This is a genomic window from Clostridium pabulibutyricum, assembly GCF_058242705.1.
Window position 1 is genome coordinate 128,608 of the sequence record NZ_JBZAYZ010000002.1, and the last position, 17,108, is coordinate 145,715.

The 17,108-nt window shown below is 33.7% G+C and carries 18 protein-coding genes; 4 read left to right on the plus strand and 14 right to left on the minus strand.

What is annotated here, in order from left to right; genetic code table 11:
* Window positions 1-195: 195 nt before the first annotated feature.
* Both AC4CVH_RS03910 and AC4CVH_RS03915 read right to left on the minus strand, forming a co-directional pair.
* Window positions 196-1,038: an aldo/keto reductase gene (locus AC4CVH_RS03910; RefSeq protein ID WP_490786429.1), complete on the minus strand. Its 843-nt coding sequence runs from the start codon at window positions 1,036-1,038 to the stop codon at window positions 196-198.
* 76 nt (window positions 1,039-1,114) lie between these two features.
* Window positions 1,115-1,996 (minus strand): LysR family transcriptional regulator, encoded by an 882-nt coding sequence (locus AC4CVH_RS03915; RefSeq protein ID WP_490786430.1) that lies wholly within the window; start codon window positions 1,994-1,996, stop codon window positions 1,115-1,117.
* A 107-nt stretch (window positions 1,997-2,103) separates the two neighbouring features.
* Here AC4CVH_RS03915 and AC4CVH_RS03920 point away from each other — a divergent pair, with 107 nt between their 5' ends.
* Entirely contained in the window at window positions 2,104-3,096 is a 993-nt protein-coding gene (locus AC4CVH_RS03920; protein ID WP_490786431.1) for a YeiH family protein, read from the plus strand.
* 149 nt (window positions 3,097-3,245) lie between these two features.
* Here AC4CVH_RS03920 and AC4CVH_RS03925 read toward each other — a convergent pair whose 3' ends face one another.
* Entirely contained in the window at window positions 3,246-3,671 is a 426-nt protein-coding gene (locus AC4CVH_RS03925) for a hypothetical protein (protein ID WP_490786432.1), read from the minus strand.
* Window positions 3,672-3,751: 80 nt separating this feature from the next.
* Here AC4CVH_RS03925 and AC4CVH_RS03930 point away from each other — a divergent pair, with 80 nt between their 5' ends.
* The gene (locus tag AC4CVH_RS03930) at window positions 3,752-4,477 is read left to right on the plus strand and encodes an EFR1 family ferrodoxin (protein WP_490786433.1); all 726 of its coding nucleotides are present in this window, start codon (window positions 3,752-3,754) and stop codon (window positions 4,475-4,477) included.
* Window positions 4,478-4,566: 89 nt separating this feature from the next.
* Here the strand turns inward: AC4CVH_RS03930 and AC4CVH_RS03935 are convergent, their stop codons facing one another.
* Both AC4CVH_RS03935 and AC4CVH_RS03940 read right to left on the minus strand, forming a co-directional pair.
* Complete coding sequence (locus AC4CVH_RS03935) at window positions 4,567-5,382, minus strand: nitroreductase family protein (RefSeq protein ID WP_490786434.1); 816 nt, start codon at window positions 5,380-5,382, stop codon at window positions 4,567-4,569.
* Window positions 5,379-6,146 carry a nucleoside/nucleotide kinase family protein gene (locus AC4CVH_RS03940; RefSeq protein ID WP_490786435.1) on the minus strand — a complete coding sequence of 256 codons (768 nt, stop codon included), beginning with the start codon at window positions 6,144-6,146 and terminating at the stop codon, window positions 5,379-5,381. The genes AC4CVH_RS03935 and AC4CVH_RS03940 overlap by 4 nt, the downstream gene beginning before the upstream one ends.
* Window positions 6,147-6,360: 214 nt before the next feature.
* Between AC4CVH_RS03940 and AC4CVH_RS03945 the strand changes: the two genes are divergently transcribed.
* A complete protein-coding gene (locus tag AC4CVH_RS03945) occupies window positions 6,361-8,076 on the plus strand; it encodes a methyl-accepting chemotaxis protein (RefSeq protein WP_490786436.1) in 1,716 nt (571 codons plus the stop codon).
* Window positions 8,077-8,139: 63 nt separating this feature from the next.
* Here the strand turns inward: AC4CVH_RS03945 and AC4CVH_RS03950 are convergent, their stop codons facing one another.
* From AC4CVH_RS03950 to AC4CVH_RS03960, 3 genes are all read right to left on the minus strand, one after another.
* A complete protein-coding gene (locus AC4CVH_RS03950) occupies window positions 8,140-8,988 on the minus strand; it encodes a DUF1129 domain-containing protein (RefSeq protein WP_490786437.1) in 849 nt (282 codons plus the stop codon).
* On the minus strand, window positions 8,978-9,319 hold the full coding sequence (locus AC4CVH_RS03955; RefSeq protein WP_490786438.1) for a PadR family transcriptional regulator: 342 nt from the start codon (window positions 9,317-9,319) through the stop codon (window positions 8,978-8,980). Before AC4CVH_RS03955 ends, AC4CVH_RS03950 begins: the two co-directional genes overlap by 11 nt.
* Window positions 9,320-9,457: 138 nt before the next feature.
* Window positions 9,458-10,111, minus strand: coding sequence for an HAD family hydrolase (locus AC4CVH_RS03960; RefSeq protein WP_490786439.1), 654 nt, complete (start codon window positions 10,109-10,111; stop codon window positions 9,458-9,460).
* Between the two features lie 259 nt (window positions 10,112-10,370).
* Between AC4CVH_RS03960 and AC4CVH_RS03965 the strand changes: the two genes are divergently transcribed.
* Window positions 10,371-12,329: a methyl-accepting chemotaxis protein gene (locus tag AC4CVH_RS03965; protein WP_490786440.1), complete on the plus strand. Its 1,959-nt coding sequence runs from the start codon at window positions 10,371-10,373 to the stop codon at window positions 12,327-12,329.
* Between the two features lie 43 nt (window positions 12,330-12,372).
* On the opposite strand, the gene AC4CVH_RS03970 is transcribed toward AC4CVH_RS03965, so the two are convergent.
* The 6 genes from AC4CVH_RS03970 to AC4CVH_RS03995 all read right to left on the minus strand — a co-directional run bounded on the left by AC4CVH_RS03970 (window position 12,373) and on the right by AC4CVH_RS03995 (window position 17,074).
* On the minus strand, window positions 12,373-13,233 hold the full coding sequence (locus AC4CVH_RS03970) for a pirin family protein (RefSeq protein WP_490786441.1): 861 nt from the start codon (window positions 13,231-13,233) through the stop codon (window positions 12,373-12,375).
* Between the two features lie 46 nt (window positions 13,234-13,279).
* Window positions 13,280-14,008, minus strand: a complete 729-nt coding sequence (locus tag AC4CVH_RS03975; protein WP_490786442.1) for an AAA family ATPase — start codon at window positions 14,006-14,008, stop codon at window positions 13,280-13,282.
* Window positions 14,009-14,038: 30 nt separating this feature from the next.
* A complete protein-coding gene (locus tag AC4CVH_RS03980) occupies window positions 14,039-14,950 on the minus strand; it encodes an AEC family transporter (protein WP_490786670.1) in 912 nt (303 codons plus the stop codon).
* A gap of 55 nt (window positions 14,951-15,005) precedes the next feature.
* On the minus strand, window positions 15,006-16,157 hold the full coding sequence (locus tag AC4CVH_RS03985; protein WP_490786671.1) for an MFS transporter: 1,152 nt from the start codon (window positions 16,155-16,157) through the stop codon (window positions 15,006-15,008).
* Between the two features lie 130 nt (window positions 16,158-16,287).
* Window positions 16,288-16,725 carry a MarR family winged helix-turn-helix transcriptional regulator gene (locus AC4CVH_RS03990; RefSeq protein WP_490786443.1) on the minus strand — a complete coding sequence of 146 codons (438 nt, stop codon included), beginning with the start codon at window positions 16,723-16,725 and terminating at the stop codon, window positions 16,288-16,290.
* An 85-nt stretch (window positions 16,726-16,810) separates the two neighbouring features.
* Entirely contained in the window at window positions 16,811-17,074 is a 264-nt protein-coding gene (locus tag AC4CVH_RS03995) for a DUF1858 domain-containing protein (protein WP_490786444.1), read from the minus strand.
* Window positions 17,075-17,108 lie beyond the last annotated feature (34 nt).

Sequence of the window (17,108 nt, forward strand, 5' to 3'; positions counted from 1 at the left end):
ATGAATATCTGTTCATATGTTCATTATATGTCTATTGAATTCATATTGTCAATAGTTTATAAAAATATAATTCATATTATACATAGTAAGAAAGATATTAAAAAATAGTTGAATAGTAAAATAATGGGACCCCTTTTTAGGAGTTCCATTATTTTATGCTATATTATCAACACTGTTCGTTAACATAGCCTTTATTTAAAATTCTTCATAAACTGCCGGATCTTGATTTTTAATTCTACCACAATCACGCGTAATGGAATTCATTGCATTAATTTCGTCATTTGAAAGTTCAAAGTCAAATATATTGATATTTTCAATTTGATGCCCTGTAGAATTTGCTTTTGGTATTGGAACATTTCCAAGTTGAATCTGCCACCTCAATACTATTTGTGAAGCACTTTTATTGTATTTAAGTGCCAGTTTTTCTACTATTTTTTCTTTAAAAACACTTTTCCCTCTTCCAAGAGGACTCCATGATTCAGTAACTATATTGTGCTTTTTATTGTACTTTCGCTGAGCTTCCTGATTAAAATACGGATGGAGTTCTATTTGATTTATACTTGGCACAACTCCCGTCTCTTTGACAAGTCTTTCAATATGTTCTGGCAGAAAATTGCATACGCCTATTGACCTTACAATTCCTCTTTTCTTTGCCTCTATAAGAGCCTGCCATGCTTCCACATAAAGGTTTATCCTCGGATTCGGCCAATGTATCAAATAAATGTCATAATAATCGAGCCCGGCTCTAAAAAGAGATTCTTCAATTGTCTGAACCGCTTCCTTGTATGAATGATGCCTTCCTGGAAGTTTTGAAGTTATTATCAGTTTGTCTCTTGATACACTTACTTCTTTAACAGCCTTTCCAATCATTCCTTCATTTTCATAATTAAATGCAGAATCTATAAGATTATAGCCATTTTGCACTGCTCTTTTCAATATTTCCAATCCATATATTCCATTTAGGGTATACGTTCCAAAACCCAAAGCCGGAATTTTCAGTCCGTCATTCAACTGTATTTCAAACAAAATTAACACCATCCTTTTATAAATTAAATATAAATCAATTATATCATCATGCAGTATATTTATGTTAATTAATAAAAACCTTGTTAACTCAATCGTGAAAATTTTTTAAACATAAATCTATAAATATTCTCATATACTTTGTCAAATACTTGTTTTTGTGATAAATAATCTTGAACTGTCTTTTAAATTCTATATCTTTGACATCTATTTTACACAATAATCCATCATCCACTTCATGCATAACTGAAAGCTTTGAAATAACCGATAATCCTATTCCCTTGGAAACTGCCATTTTTATGGTATCGGCATTATTACAAACCCATATATTTTTCCAATTTAATTCTTTCGATTTCATTCCACTCTCAAAAGTTTTTCTAGTGCCGCTCCCTTCTTCACGCACTATGAAATCCTGTCCTTCAAGTTTTTTCGCTCCTACGCATTTAAATTTTGAAAACGGATGCATAGGACCGCATATAAGTACAAGCTCATCTTCAACGAAAGGGAAACTAAGCATGTCTGAGGATGTTATATCTCCTTCGACAAGTCCAATGTCAACTTTATCATTTAATATCAAATTTTCAATTTGAGAAGTATTATCCTCCACTACATTTATGTTTGTGTTGGAATCACAATTCTTAAATTTGCAAACCAATTCAGGAAGAACATAAGAGGCAACTGTAACACTCGCTCCAACTCTTATCAAATCATTATCTGATAAAATTTTCATGTCTTTTTCCACTTGATCATTTGTATTTACAATATGTCTGGCATATCCTAAAAGCTCACGTCCCGCCCGGGTTAAATATAATTTTCTGGACAGTCTTTCAAAAAGCCTCAATCCATAATGATTTTCCATTTCAGCTATTGCCTGACTTACCGCTGATTGCGAGATGAAAAGATTTTTTGAAGCTGCAGTCATATTCATGTTGTCACACACTGTAACAAATATTTTAAAATGCCTTAAAGTCATAATTTTTCTCCTTTTAATAAGTAAATACTTATTATAATAATAAAATAATAATATTTTACTTATTGTATGTCAAGAAGTACTATATAAATACACGAGGAGGAGATACTATGATTAAAATAAAAAACAAATTACCCGGTATAATACTTTCACTTTTAATTGCCGTCCCTGCATGGATACTCGGAAAACTTTTTCCAATCATTGGAGGCCCTGTTCTTGGAATCTTATTCGGTATGATTCTTGCATTCTTTAAAAGGCCTCATTTCCTAGACAGTGGAATAAACTACACCTCAAAAAAATTACTTCAATATTCAATAATTCTGCTTGGTTTCGACATGAACCTCTTTAACGTGTTCAAAGTTGGAAAACAAACTGTGCTACTTATGATATTCACACTTACAGCAGCATTTCTTACAGCATTCATTGCAGGTAAACTTCTAAAAATAGACGGAAAAACCACCACGCTTGTAGGCGTCGGATCTGCAATATGCGGTGGTTCTGCAATAGCTGCAACAGCCCCTGTAATCCATGCTGACGAAAAAGAAATTGCACGTTCAATTTCAACCATATTTTTCTTTAACGTAATTGCCGCATTTTTATTTCCGTTTTTAGGACATGTATTCAACATGAGTTCACAACATTTTGGTCTGTGGGCCGGAACTGCAATAAACGACACATCATCAGTTGTTGCAGCAGGATATTCTTTCAGCACCGCAGCAGGAAATCTTGCTGTAATAGTAAAACTTACAAGAACACTTGCTATCGTTCCAGTTACACTTTTTCTTGCGGTATACACATCACGCAAGCAGTCAGCCTTAAATGAAAAAAGTTACAGTATAAAAAAGGTGTTTCCATGGTTTGTGCTCGGATTTTTACTTACATCAGTCATAAATACTTCTATACCAAACTTTACATACATATATGGATTTATGTCTCAGCTCGGTAAATTCGTAATTATAATGGCCATGGCCGCAATAGGCTTAAACAGTAACCTATTTTCTCTCATAAAAAACGGCAAAAAACCAATCGTACTTGGATTTATATGCTGGGTGGTACTTGCAATTACCTCTCTCGCAGCACAAAAAATACTATTGAACATATAAAGTTAATCTAAAATAGGCTGTCACACTAATCTGATATGCTCCCCTTATGTAGACATATAAAATAATAAAATGTCTATCATATGGAGGAGTATTTTTTTATATCAAAAATAATTCCTTATGTTATTTGTGTTTATTAAAATTTCTTAACCTTACTTATCTTCAGACTTTATTGACTCAAGTAATCGATCTATGCTGAATTGAATGAAAGAATCCTTTTCATATCCAAAGTATTTAGGATAAGTATCACCGGTAAAAGAGACTAATTGGAAAAAACCAACTGCAATGTAGATAGTCGAAAAGGCAAATTGGTCGATATCAAGATCGGAGCGGATGCTGCCATCCTCTTGCCCTTGTACAAAAATCTTGCGAAGACTTTCAAATAAAAGTTTATCGATGTCTATAAATTTTTGATAATTGAGAGAAATTTGTTCTATATTTTCAGAATTTGAATATCTACGCTGATTTACAAGCTTCGCTAATTTAGGATACTTTAATATAAATTTATAATATGCAAGGTAAGAAAGACGAACCTTATCGAATCCGGTATTTCCTTGCTGGATTGCCTCAAAAAGCATTTCATAAAGATACTGATGTCCCTTGAATGCCGTTGCAAAGAATAAATCCTCCTTAGAGCTGAAATAAGGAAAAAACTCAGTTGGATATAAATCAATATGATCTGATTGGATTAGGAAGTCAGGTCATTGGATATGATATTCCTGTGGTAGTGCGCAATTTTGCAAGGATATTGCCGACAACGTCAAACAGCAAGAAGGTATTTATTTTCAGGACTGCGGGAGGTGTAGTTCCATCGAACTATAATGCTTCAAAAGAACTAATAAGAATATTAAAACATAAACACTATGATGTCTGTTACGAAGAGTTGTTCTCTATTGGAAGCAACTGGATCATGAAATATGATGACGCTATTATGAAGCAGCTATATATGGCAACAATACAGAAAATCTCCCGAATGTGTAAATTAATTGAACGGGGAGAGAGTCACTTATATAAAACAGGAATAGTACTTCGAATCAAAATGGGAGTCCTTTCAGCTTTATCTTCAAGAATATTGTTACTACTGGGGAAAGATGCTGTAATTGATAAATCCTGTACTAAGTGTGGCCTTTGTGCTAAGCAATGTCCTGCTGAGAACATCTCCATAGATAAAGGAAAAGTGAAATTTCATACCTCATGTTGCGCTTGCCTGAGGTGTGTTTATTCCTGCCCGAATCATGCGATTGATTTCCGGTTGCTTCACTTTGTAATAATCCCAGGTGGATATAATGTAAAGAAAAGTTTATTAGCAGACGACAATCCTGATGAGAAGCCAAATGGAAAAATCCCACCATTTTATCAAGGATATGCGGATGAGTTGCAATGATGAAGAAAACTTCGAGTAGAAATTTCAAGAAGAATTTCTTGCATGTATTAGTGACTGCTGCCCACCATGCGGCAGGCAGCAGAGTCAAATTATTTCCATACTGCATCCAACTTTTTTCTTGGAACTGTCCTGAAATACTGTACATCTGGATAACCAATTATCATACAGGTTGAAACTTTTTTTCTTCTGCCGACTTCAAGGAAATCACGCATTTCAGGATCAGCTGCAGCTCTTATAAAAAACCCGCTGAACAACACTCCGAGTCCAAGTGCCTCTGCTTCAAGTTCCATATTTGAAGATGCAAGTGCTGCATCTACATCATATTCGGACGTAACCGCTATTACAAGTGGTGCATTGAAAAATATACTGTCTTTTTTATTGTCTCTCTTATAATCTTCACACATTTTAAGCCACAGCTTTGCATATCTTTTATATAATTTCGCCTCAACAGTATTACTTTTTAAAACTTCATCCGCTATTTTTGCCATGCTCGAAAAAGTAAGATCTTTCAATTTATCAATATTATCTCTTATCACAGTGTATGATACATCCTGTGCATTGCTGGCAGTTTCTGTAAATCGTCCGGCTTCTAGTATTTTACGTATCTTGTCATCTTCGACTTTTTTATCTTTGAAATGTCTTATTGTTCTTCTGAATTTCACAAAGTTTAAAAGATTTTCAGCATTCAATGAAAATCTTTCTCTATCGTATTCCTTCACATCTGCCATATCATATTCTTCAATCGATACCGCAGATTTAGGACAGACCGCTATACAATGTCCGCACTTTATGCAGTGATTTTTATTTAAGTTGGCCTTTCCATCCACCATATCTATACATCCAGGAAAACAGTCCCTCACGCACATACCGCAGCCGATACATTTTTCATTGTCTATTTTTATCATAAATTACACTCCCTATCGGCAATAATATATTTGCCATTGTTTAAAAGTTCAAGCTTAAAATCAGCCTCTGAACTATTATCAAGTACTCTTTTTATATTTTTTTCATCACTTCTTTTATAAAAGCTTGCTGCATCTTTTTTAGACATACCTCCTTTTATTTTGCGTTGTACAAGCCTTGTCTCAAGCATCGAAACATCTGCCTTTATAAAAATACTGTAATCACAATATTTTCTGAGATCACTCCAGTCTTTTTCCTTTAGAAGCAACCAGTTCCCTTCAATAAGCACAATATGTTTTGAAACAAATATCTTATCCTCAATTATATCATGAAGTTTTCTATCATATATTGGCCATGTTATATCCCTACTCTTTAAACTCTCTATCCTAGATATCAATTTTCCACGATCAAATATCTCTGGGGAACCTTTTATTTCAGACATCGGCACTTGTCTTCCATTGATATCGACACTATGCTTTTTTATATAACTCTGACAATAATGGAACCCATCGATCCCTAAAGACTGTATATTTTCCATGCTTTCATCTTCAGCCGATAAGCACTCCAAAAATGAAGCCAGTGTGCTCTTGCCACATCCCGGTGGTGCTGATAAATATACTATAACTCTTTCATCTGTGTGTTCCGCTATTTTTGAAAGTCTTTTAAGCATAGGTATGAATATATTTTTTATATCACTTTCATAATATCCGGCATTTACTTCAAGGGAATTGATTAAAAATTTATAGTTTAAAATTCGCTCTGCCATACACACTCAACTGCCTTTCCTTAAAGTTGTCTCTATTATACCATACCCTTAAAATATCTGTATAAGTTTACAGAATTATCGTCATAATAAGCTACTACGCATAATAAGTTGCAATTTATTATGCATTGTTATATAATAAATATTATTAGTTACGTAGCAATAAATTATATTTGTTGATAACTATTATCTTCAAAATTCAAAAGGAGATGCTCTTATGAAATTTATTAACAATCTTAAAGTAAGAACGTTGTTTTTAACAAGCTTTCTTACTGTGGCTATTTTTATAGTAATCGTAGGTATAGTAGGTTCTGTAAACATAAGTCGTATCAATTCCGCATCAAATGAACTGGTAACTGACAATGTAGCTTCCATGAATCAGCTAAACACCTTCAACCAAAACGTACTACTTGCCAGGCTTGAGACAATGGATCTTGTAGAAAGCCGTGACAAAAGCAATGCTTCGAATATAAAATCCAAAGTAAATACATATCAAAATGCCAACAATACAATACTTAAAAAATATAGAAATAAAATCCTCAATACTACTCAAAGAGACTTAACAGATGAACTTCAAAACAATTTATCGGAATACAGAAAAAGTCTAAATAGTATTTTCGATCTTATGTCACAGGGAAAGTACGACAACGCGATGTCTGTAAACAAACAATCTGCTGAACTAAGAAGAAAATTAAGTTCAACGATTGATAAAATGATAAAATATGAATCACAAAGTTCCACAAGTAAAAATATAAAAAACAATTCCATATATAAATCTTCTATAATAGTTACAATTTTACTTTCAATAATAGGAGTAATTGCTGCAATATCACTGGGAATTATACTTTCTTCCTCAACAAGCAAAGTATTGAACAGGATTTCCAGATTTGCATCTTCAATTAAAAATGGTGATTTTACACATTCTCTCAAAGCTGAAGGCAAAAATGAATTTGGACAAATTGCAGAAGATTTAAATCAGGCAATTAATAGCACAAAAAAATTAATATCCGAACTTTCGAATACAATAAAAACTATAACTGAGTCCAGTCAAAATTTATCAGCTACCACAGAAGAAATATCTTCAATGATGTTATCTGTTGACGAATCAACTAGACAGATATCTGAAGGATCCCAGAACCTCAGTAGTATAACCGAAGAAATCAGTGCTTCATCACAGGAAATGGAAGCCACTACAAATGAACTTTCAATAAAAGCAAATAATTCTTCAGATGCATCTATAGAGATAAAAGAACACGCTTCTGACATAAAGGAAAAAGTATCAAAAAATATTGAAGAAAGCAATACTTTATATGAGGAAAAAAGAGGAAAAATTTTAAAAGCAATTGAAGACGGTAAAGTAGTCTCAGAAGTAAAGACCATGGCTGCATCAATAGGAAACATATCACAGCAAACAAACCTCCTGGCTTTAAATGCTGCAATTGAAGCTGCAAGAGCAGGCGAACACGGAAAAGGCTTTGCAGTAGTTGCAGATGAGGTCAGAGAACTCGCAGAAGAATCTTCAACTGCTGTCGACAATATAAGTAAGATGGTAGCTGCTGTGGAAAATGCTTTCAAAAATATGTCCGAAAGCAGTAAAGAAGTACTTGAATATATAGCAAACAATGTAAATCCAAATTACCAGTTTATAATGAAAACAGGCATGCAATATGAAAATGACGCCGATTCTATAAAAGAAATTGCAGAACAGGTTGACTCATCTGCAAAACAGATGCATGAGGCCGCATCACAGGTGAGTACAGCAATACAAAATGCAGCCTCAACAGCTGAAGAATCAGCTTCAAGTTCAGAAGAAATCACAGAAAGTATAAATGAAGTTACTAAAGCAATAGAAGATATTTCTTCTTCCTCCCAGGCGCAATATGAAATGGCAGAGAAACTGTCTGCAATGATAGAGAAATTTAAAATTGTTTAACTAAAAACACATCTGTAGAAATGAACTGCTCTCTGTCTACTCGACAGAGAGCAGTTCATTCTATCAGATCTCTTTTACTTCTTCTCTATTTAGAAAGTATGTCAATATATAAAACACTACTGTTGTTCCCAAAATAAAAACTATTGATATTATTTTTCCATTTTCTGTTTTCATCCACTGACTGCTTGATTCAATATTGGATAATATCCCGTATATACCCAAAGACCATACTGGCAGCAAAAATGGTCTAATCATATTCTTGTCTTCATGCCTTTTCAAAATAATAAAAGTTGATGCTATTATAAGTACAGAGATCATAGATATTTTCATGCTGTTCGGAATATACAAAGTGACTACATCCGGGGTGAAAATATCAATTACAACAAACAATGCTATAACTGCTGAAAATGATATCCAAATCAATATAAATGAAGTTATTTTATTTTTTATAATATTTTTATATATTCCTTTATGCATTATAAAAAATATAACATTAACCACAACGAGACTTAAAATTCCATCAAGTATTATTATAATTGGATTAATACCTTTATCGCCATTAAACATACTTAGGAGCGGAAAAAATATGCTTATACAAAAAATAATACCAGTAAACTTTAATATTTTTGTTTTGCTTTCATGCCCTAAATTTCTTATAAGTTCATCAGCCTCTTCCTGGGGTGACCTGCCAAAAAAATCTTCTATCGATTCTCCATTTTTCTGAGCTAATATAGAATCCTGCAAAATCTCAAGAAGCAAATTTTCAGTTTCATAATCATCGTAAAACATCCCCGCCGTACGTATATATACTAAAAGCTTCTCATAATATTTCTTGTTTTCATTATTCAACTGTTCACGAAGTTTATTATTTTCCAAAATTAATTTTTTAACTTTGTTTTTATCATTTCTCATTAAAGTTTCCTCCCATCAATTTTATAATATAATCAACTTTGTCTGTTATGTCTTTCCATTGATCTATAAATTCACTCAAATATTTTTCTCCAGAGGATGTTATTTTATAATATTTTCTATCAGGCCCTTCAGGTGACGGCTTCATAACACTTGACAAAACCCCTTGTTTTTCCAACTTTTGCAAAAGAGGATATACTGTTCCTCCAACTATATCCTTAAATCCATATTTCTTTAAAAGTTGTACAAGCTCGTAGCCATAGATTTCCCTGCTTCGTATAATTAAAACTACACAACCTTCAAGTACTCCTTTTAGAAGCTGAGTTTGCTTCAATTTGTCACCTCCTTACACTACTATGTATTACATAATAGTGTAATATAATTATAAGGTATTTCAACTAATATGTAAAGCATACTAGTTGAGATACCTTATAAAAATCATAAAATATCAAAAATATTATTCAGTTCTGCACTATTCTGAAATTATTTTTAAAATTTCATTTGGCTTGTCTACTATATAATCGGCATCCTCCGCCTTCAAAACATCTCTTCCTCTGAATCCCCAGGCCGCACCTATACACGGTATTCCTGCATTTTCAGCAGTTTTAACATCCACCTCCGAATCTCCAACGTATATGGAAGATGACTTAGTTGAACCGAGTTCTTCAATTGCTTTAAATACAGTATCCGGAGCAGGCTTTTTTAAAACCCCTTCCGATTCCCCAATTGCTATATCTATATATTTATCAAAATACATTCTATTGAGTTTTTTGACTGCACCGTCAAACTTGTTTGATACAATAGCCATCCTATAATCCTCATCGTGTAACTTTTTCAAAAGTTCCATAATACCTTCATAAGCTCCTGTTTTATTGTTCATATTATTCGAGTAATGCTGCTTGAAATCTTTAAGACACTCTTGATATTTTAAATTTTCAACTTCTTCTGGTATTGAAAGCTTGATTAAACGTGCAACCCCATTCCCGACAAAGCTTCTTATTTCTGAAATATCTCTCTTTGGAAAACCATGCATACAGAGTGCAAAGTTTACACTGTCTTTTAAATCTTCAAGAGTATTCAGAAGCGTTCCATCAAGATCAAATATAATAGTATCGTAATTTTTCATAGAATCCGCCTCCCCATATATTTTAAGTACATTATACCATATTTAAAACATATGTTATAATTTGGTATCATTTGTAGAATATATTCTATATTAAAGAAATTATTATAAATATTGTATTGATTTGTCTAACGATTATATATTATAATTGAAATTACTAATCATTATAAATAAGTAGCACAACAAACACAAAGAGGGTGATTTTACATTGCAATTTAAAAGCATTAAAACAAAGATATCTGTATTATTTGGAATCCTATTATTGATTATCTGTTTAGGAGTTGGTGGAATATCCTATTTTGAATCCTATAGATCTCTTCAAAGGTCAGCAACTCAGTCTCTTGAACACATGGCCCAGGAGACCGCCGAAGTCGTACAAGTTAAAGTCCATTCCCAATTGGACACAATGCTTGCTCTGGCAAACAACTATTACATAAGTAGCAATACGCTTACAATATCCCAGAAACTTGCTATACTCAAACCTGAAGTAAAAAGAAGCAATCTTATAAGCATGGGTATTGGCGATCTTAATGGAAATGTAACCTATACCGATGGTGTGAAAGTCAATCTTTCAGACAGAGAAAATTATAAAGCTGCACTTTCCGGAAATACTGGAATTACCGATCCTACCCCTGGAAAGTCAGGAAACATACTTGTAATGTCCTATGCAGTTCCAATAAAACAAAACGGGAAAGTTACAGGGGTTCTTATGGAAACAATAGACGGTAACGAACTTAGCAAACTCGTTAGTAATGTAAAATACAAAAAAACCGGTACAGTATTCATGCTCAGCAAAAATAGAAGAACCGTTGCAAATAAAGATAAGTCAGTTGTTGTAAAAAGAGAGGATATCATCAAAAAAAGTGAAAACAATCCATCTTTAAAAGGTCTCATGGAAATAGAAAAGAAAATGATAGCAGGAAAAAGCGGTTCAGCTGAATATACCTACAGAAACGGTGTGGTGAAGTACATAGGGTATACTCCTGTTAAAGGTACAAACTGGTCTCTCGCAATATCCGTTCCTAAGGAAGAAGTAATGGAAGAGCTTGTACATTACAGAGAAATTCAATTTGCAACAATAGTAATATTTATAATTTTAGGAGTACTTCTTTCACTATTGCTTTCATCTCATATATCAAAACCAATAGTTAAAATCACGTCATATATAAGGAAATTTTCAAAAGGTGATTTTACTGGAAATATACCAAAAAAGCTTCTGGATATAAAAGATGAATCAGGTATACTTGCAAACATGGTACATTCCATGCAAAAAACCCAAATAGAAGTAATCAAGAAAATTATAACTCAATCAAAAGATGTAATTTATGACATGAATAATGTGGCACTGGAGATGGATACTTTAAACAACAGCCTTGAAGATATCTCTTCAACTACGGAACAGCTGTCTCACGTTACAGAAGAAACTGCCGCTTCAACTGAAGAAATAAACTCGCTCTCGGGAAATATTGAAAATTCAGCCGGAAACATATCTGTAAAAGCTGAAAATGGAATCAAAACAGTTGAAAAGGCAAGTGCTGTTTCAAACGAGTTAAAAGATCGTGCCATAGACTCGAGAAAAGACACAATGGATATTTTCAAAAGGACAAAAGAAAGTCTTAAACTGGCCATAGAAAAATCAAAATCCGTAGAAAAAATTCATGAACTTTCAAATGCAATAATTGAAATCAACGAAAGTACAAATCTCATTGCTTTAAATGCATCAATTGAAGCTTCAAGGGCCGGTGAGGCAGGAAAAGGCTTTTCAGTTGTAGCTGATGAAATAAAGGAACTTTCTGAAGACTCTCGAAATACAGTAACTAAAATACAGGAAACTACAAAATTAATACTCGAAGCTGTGAATCATCTTTCTGCAAGCTCAAATGAACTTCTTGATTTCATAGACAACAGAGTATTAAATGAATATGATAAAATAGTTGATTCAAACGAAGAATACAGTAAAAACCTATCAAGTATAAACGGTATTGTTCTGGACTTTGGAAATACTTCAAAAAAGCTTTTGGATTCTACAAAAACAGTGTCAAGTCTCCTTGGAAAAATATCCGAAAGCAGCAGTGAGCAGGCAAGCGGCGCCGACAATATATCAAATGAGGCCGTAAAACTTGTTGAAATGTCTTCAAGAGTATCAAATCTTACTGAAAGTACAAAAAAGAAACTCGATGCTCTTATAAATACAGTTTCTACAAAATTTAAAATAGACTAGATGTTGAAAGTGAAGCCGCTTAACAGCACTTCACTTTCATATTTTATTCAGAAACAATTTTACCTTTTTTTATAAATTTTCCTTCATCAATTTCCCGAAATGCCGTGTTTAATTCTTCCCTTGTGTTCATGACAATAGGTCCTCCCCAGGCTATAGGTTCCTTAAGGGGTTTCCCTTTAAATACTACAACATCCATTCCTTCCATACCTGATTTTAATTTTATTTTATCCCCCGTTCCAAATAAAACAGCATTTTTTTCATTTATAAAGTCTCCGCCATCCTTTTCACTAAAGCATCCTTTTCCTCTAAAAATATATGCAAAAACAGTTTCATCTTGATTTGTCTTTATATCCAGACTGCTGGATTTCTCCATGCTTATGGAAAATATACCAGCTTTCACATACTCACCTTGAAAAGCTCCATCAGTACCTTCATATTTGCCTGATATTACCTTTATTGTAGCTCCATCCTTTTTTATTTCCGGAACATCTTCACTTTTTATATCATGGTATTTTGGATCACACATTTTTTCTCCCTTTGGAAGGTTAAGCCATAGTTGAAATCCCAACATTTTCTCTGAGGCAATCGGCATCTCCTGATGAATTATGCCACTTCCCGCAGTCATCCACTGACAGCATCCATCTTGAATTGCTCCCCGGTTTCCAAGATTGTCACTGTGTTCTATTTTCCCTTGGGAAAGATATGTTACAGTTTCAATTCCCCTGTGCGGATGCCACGGAAATCCCTTTACATAATCTCTAGGATTTGTCGAATCAAAAACATCCAGCATCAAAAACGGATCAAATTCCTTCACCGTATCAAGTGCGAGTACACGAACAAGCTTTACGCCTGCTCCATCTTCACCTTTTTTTCCCTTTGTAATTTTCTCTACATTCCTATACATATGACAATCCTCCTTGTATAAAATTTATTAATGCAATTAAATTATATCACTTTGGATCTATTCCAAGAATATCGAGCATTTTTTCAGGGTTATTCAGAAATGACTTGAATATTTGATATGTATCGGTTTCTCTGTAATCTACTTTTTCTATATTTTCACCCAGGTGATATATGATGGAATCAGGATAGGACATAACTATGGGAGAATGGGTTGCAATTATAAATTGTGACCCCTCCTCCACAAGATCATGTATTCTCGAAAGGAGTGCCATCTGTCTTGTCGGAGAAAGAGCTGCCTCAGGTTCATCAAGAATATACAGTCCATATCCACGAAATCTGTTCATTACAAGAGACATAAATGATTCTCCATGAGACTGGCAGTGAAGAGAGCTTCCGCCATACGATGCCTCCACCTTCAGTTCATCTATGTTTGATGCCAGATTATAAAAGCTTTCAGCTCTTAAAAAAAATCCATCTTCCGGTATCTTGACCCCTTTTACAATCTTGATTGCCTTCCAAAGCTCGGAGTGAGTATCACTTGTAGAAAAATTGAAGTTTTTGGAACCTCCTTCAGGATTAAACCCATAAGAACAGGCAATTGCCTCAAGTATAGTTGATTTTCCCATTCCATTTTCCCCTTCTATATATGTTACTTTTGGATGTAATTCCATTTTGGAAAGATTTTTTATTGCAGGTATGCAATACGGATACTCATCCTTTGACTCTATACCATTAAAATCCAGCCTAATTTCCCTTATAAAATAGTTTATGTCCACACAATACCCTCCTTTAATTCTAAAGCCGCTTTAAAAACTAGAGGCAATTACCCATATAAACACAAAGCTCAACATTATAGTTAAATTGCATGCTGTACCTATAAGTCTTTTATCATACCCAAATTCAACGGCATACGGTATGTCAGCCATTCCTATTGGGAGGATAAATGCCATAAGCAAAGTATACCTGAACAGCTTTCCAAAAGGCACTGTAAAGAAAAGAAAAAGTCCTACTGCAAGTCCAATTGAATACCTTATAAAAATCACTTTAAGTATTCCCTTTCTATAACATTTGTCTAAAGTAAAGTTAAGACAAATTCCAAGAAGTAGAAGTGAAAGCGGCATATTTGCCTTTCCAAGAATCCCTGTTATGTTTATTATGACTGCAGGATAATGAAACCCCGATAGATTTACAATCAAGGTAACTATATATGACATAAGCGGAATTGAAGTTAAAAGTTTTTTTCCTATTTTTAAAGCTCCAATCTTGGACTTTCCCGAAAAATAGCTTGCAATTATATAACATATTGCAAATATGGGTATCGAATTTCCCATGTCAAACATTCCAAAATATTTTACTCCGTCAGCTCCCCATATAGCTTCAACCACCGGATATGCAAAGAGTCCTACGTTAAACCCCGGAAGAAGCATCATATAGCTTCCCTTTAGTTTTTTATCCTCATTTTTAAAAACTATAAGTCCTACAATCCACATAAATACTCCAAAAAGTATTCCTGCTATACTCAAAAAAGAAAGAGACAACTCGAGTTTCATTGTACTGAACGTACTTATTATAAGACTCGGCAGGGTAATGTTGAATATTATTCTCGATATCCCGTCACCGTCACTTTCCTTTACAAGATTGAGTCTCTTGAAAATATATCCCAGTGCTATAATTAGTATGAATAAGATAAATTGATTATTTACGTTTTGTATTTTTATTCACATCCCCTCAACTAAACATAATTTTTATTTTACCATACTTTCATGCTGTTTTTTATTCAGAAACAATTTTAGTTGTACTCTTCGGCTTATAAATTATAAAATGGAACAAAATCGCCATAATTTGAAATATAATTCCTGCACTGCAAACACCCTTCCAGCCAAAATTCTGCCAGCACAGCGTACCAAAAAATGAACCTGCCGCACCACCTATAAAATATGAAAACATAAATACAGTATTATTACGGCTTCTTGTTTTGTCACCAAGCATCTGCACTCTCGCCTGATTTGATATCTGTCCACATTGATTCCCGAGGTCAAGAATAATCGCACCAATTATAAGTCCTGAAATGTGGTATCCAAAAATAAAAAAGCATATATATGCTGCAGCAGACAAAACTACCCCTATTCCGACTGCAAATCTCGGACACTTTTTGTCTGCAACTTTTCCAACCAAAGGCGCTGCAAGAGCTCCTGCCACACCAAACAGTCCAAACAATCCTGCTTCCCGTGTTCCCATATTATACACAGGAGTTTCAAGCAGAAAAACAAGAGAAGTCCAAAAAATACTGAATGAGCCAAACATAAAAAATCCATTTACCGCCGACTCACGAAGTGAAATCTGACTTTTTACAAGTCCCGGTATTGAACTCAAGAGAGTTTTATAATGAATTCTATTCACAGGTACATCTTTTGGGAAAAACTTAAAAATAGCCGTAAATAATATTATTATAAAAACTGAACCAAATATATAAACAACCCTCCAGTTGAAGATTGATCCTATAACTCCGCTGAAGGTACGTGAAAGCAGAATCCCTATAAGCAGACCGCTCATAACATCTCCTATCACCTTTCCCTCCTTTCCTTTCGGCGAAAGATGAGCCGCATATGGTACTATAAGCTGTGGGACAACAGTTGTAAGTCCTATAAACAACATAGATAAAATCATAATAATATAATTTGGAGAAAATGCCGTGACAACCAAAGATATTGTTACAAAAACCAACATTCGAAGTATAAGAGAACGCCTCTCACACATATCGCCAAGCGGCACTATCAAAAGAAGTCCAAATGCATATCCAACCTGGGTGACTGTAGCGGCTATACCTGCCATGTTCTGGGAAACTGAAAATGTATCTGCAACCTGGGATTCCAGCGGTTGAATGTAGTATAAATTCGCAACACAAACACCACAGGCAATAGCCATAAGCAGTATTAAAGACTTAGTTAAAACAAAATGATCATTTTTATTAGAATAATTCAACTTTAAAAATCTCCTTTTTAAAACAGTTTAAGCTTTGTATATATACTATACCTTAATACAATAGAGAAACTTCTCAAATAAGTTTCTCTATCTCATCAAGAAAATCATAAATACTCTTAATATCGCCTTCATCTCTTCCACGAATACACGATAAAATAACTTTATTTATGTTCTGATGATATCTTTTATGTTCGCAATAGGCCGTCCATCCTTTTTTCGTCAATGAAACAATTGTTTGAGTCTTATTTTCCGGGTTAAGCGACTTTACTATAAGTTTTTTGCCCTCCAATCTTATCAGAGTTTGTGAAACTGCTCCCTTGGTAATATTTTTTCTTCTAGCTATTTCAGAAACAGAAAGTTTATCATTGTCACCTATAAACTCAATAATGTGAATTTCACCCAAATGAAGAACAGTATTTGTTCCGAAATTTCTTGCTTTCTTGTCCATTTTGTTAAAATTATTTATGACATTTAAAAGTTTTCTTGGTAATTTTTCCTTATAAGAATTCATATATCAATTGTATATATACTATACCCTAATGTCAATTAAAATAGCAGTTTCCTTTTTAAAGTAAAACTGCTATTTTTAACAACTTCTATTTAATATTATATCTTGCCTTAACCGCATTTATAAGCTTTTGTTTTACTCTCCACTTTATTTTACCTGCAAATGAAATTTTATTTAGTTCCTCAATGAGCTTTTCTGCATCTATTCCATGAACCTTTGCAGCTTCTCCTATACTCTCATTTTGAGATGATGGACATGCAATACATCCCATACCTGATTTTCTCAATATATCAACTGCCATGGGACCTATATTTAAAATATCCTTTATCAAGGTTTTCTCATCGACTTTCACAATACTCACCCCCGTTACTTATATTATACACTCA

Coding starts and splice junctions, on each gene's coding strand:
- AC4CVH_RS03960 (WP_490786439.1), bottom strand. CDS start 10,111: ATGAAAAATTACGATACTATTATATTTGATCTTGATGGAACGCTTCTG.
- AC4CVH_RS03910 (WP_490786429.1), bottom strand. CDS start 1,038: ATGGTGTTAATTTTGTTTGAAATACAGTTGAATGACGGACTGAAAATT.
- AC4CVH_RS03945 (WP_490786436.1), top strand. CDS start 6,361: ATGAAATTTATTAACAATCTTAAAGTAAGAACGTTGTTTTTAACAAGC.
- AC4CVH_RS03940 (WP_490786435.1), bottom strand. CDS start 6,146: ATGGCAGAGCGAATTTTAAACTATAAATTTTTAATCAATTCCCTTGAA.
- AC4CVH_RS03915 (WP_490786430.1), bottom strand. CDS start 1,996: ATGACTTTAAGGCATTTTAAAATATTTGTTACAGTGTGTGACAACATG.
- AC4CVH_RS03970 (WP_490786441.1), bottom strand. CDS start 13,233: ATGTATAGGAATGTAGAGAAAATTACAAAGGGAAAAAAAGGTGAAGAT.
- AC4CVH_RS03950 (WP_490786437.1), bottom strand. CDS start 8,988: ATGAGAAATGATAAAAACAAAGTTAAAAAATTAATTTTGGAAAATAAT.
- AC4CVH_RS03985 (WP_490786671.1), bottom strand. CDS start 16,157: ATGGCTATTGCCTGTGGTGTTTGTGTTGCGAATTTATACTACATTCAA.
- AC4CVH_RS03925 (WP_490786432.1), bottom strand. CDS start 3,671: ATGCTTTTTGAGGCAATCCAGCAAGGAAATACCGGATTCGATAAGGTT.
- AC4CVH_RS03990 (WP_490786443.1), bottom strand. CDS start 16,725: ATGAATTCTTATAAGGAAAAATTACCAAGAAAACTTTTAAATGTCATA.
- AC4CVH_RS03920 (WP_490786431.1), top strand. CDS start 2,104: ATGATTAAAATAAAAAACAAATTACCCGGTATAATACTTTCACTTTTA.
- AC4CVH_RS03935 (WP_490786434.1), bottom strand. CDS start 5,382: ATGATAAAAATAGACAATGAAAAATGTATCGGCTGCGGTATGTGCGTG.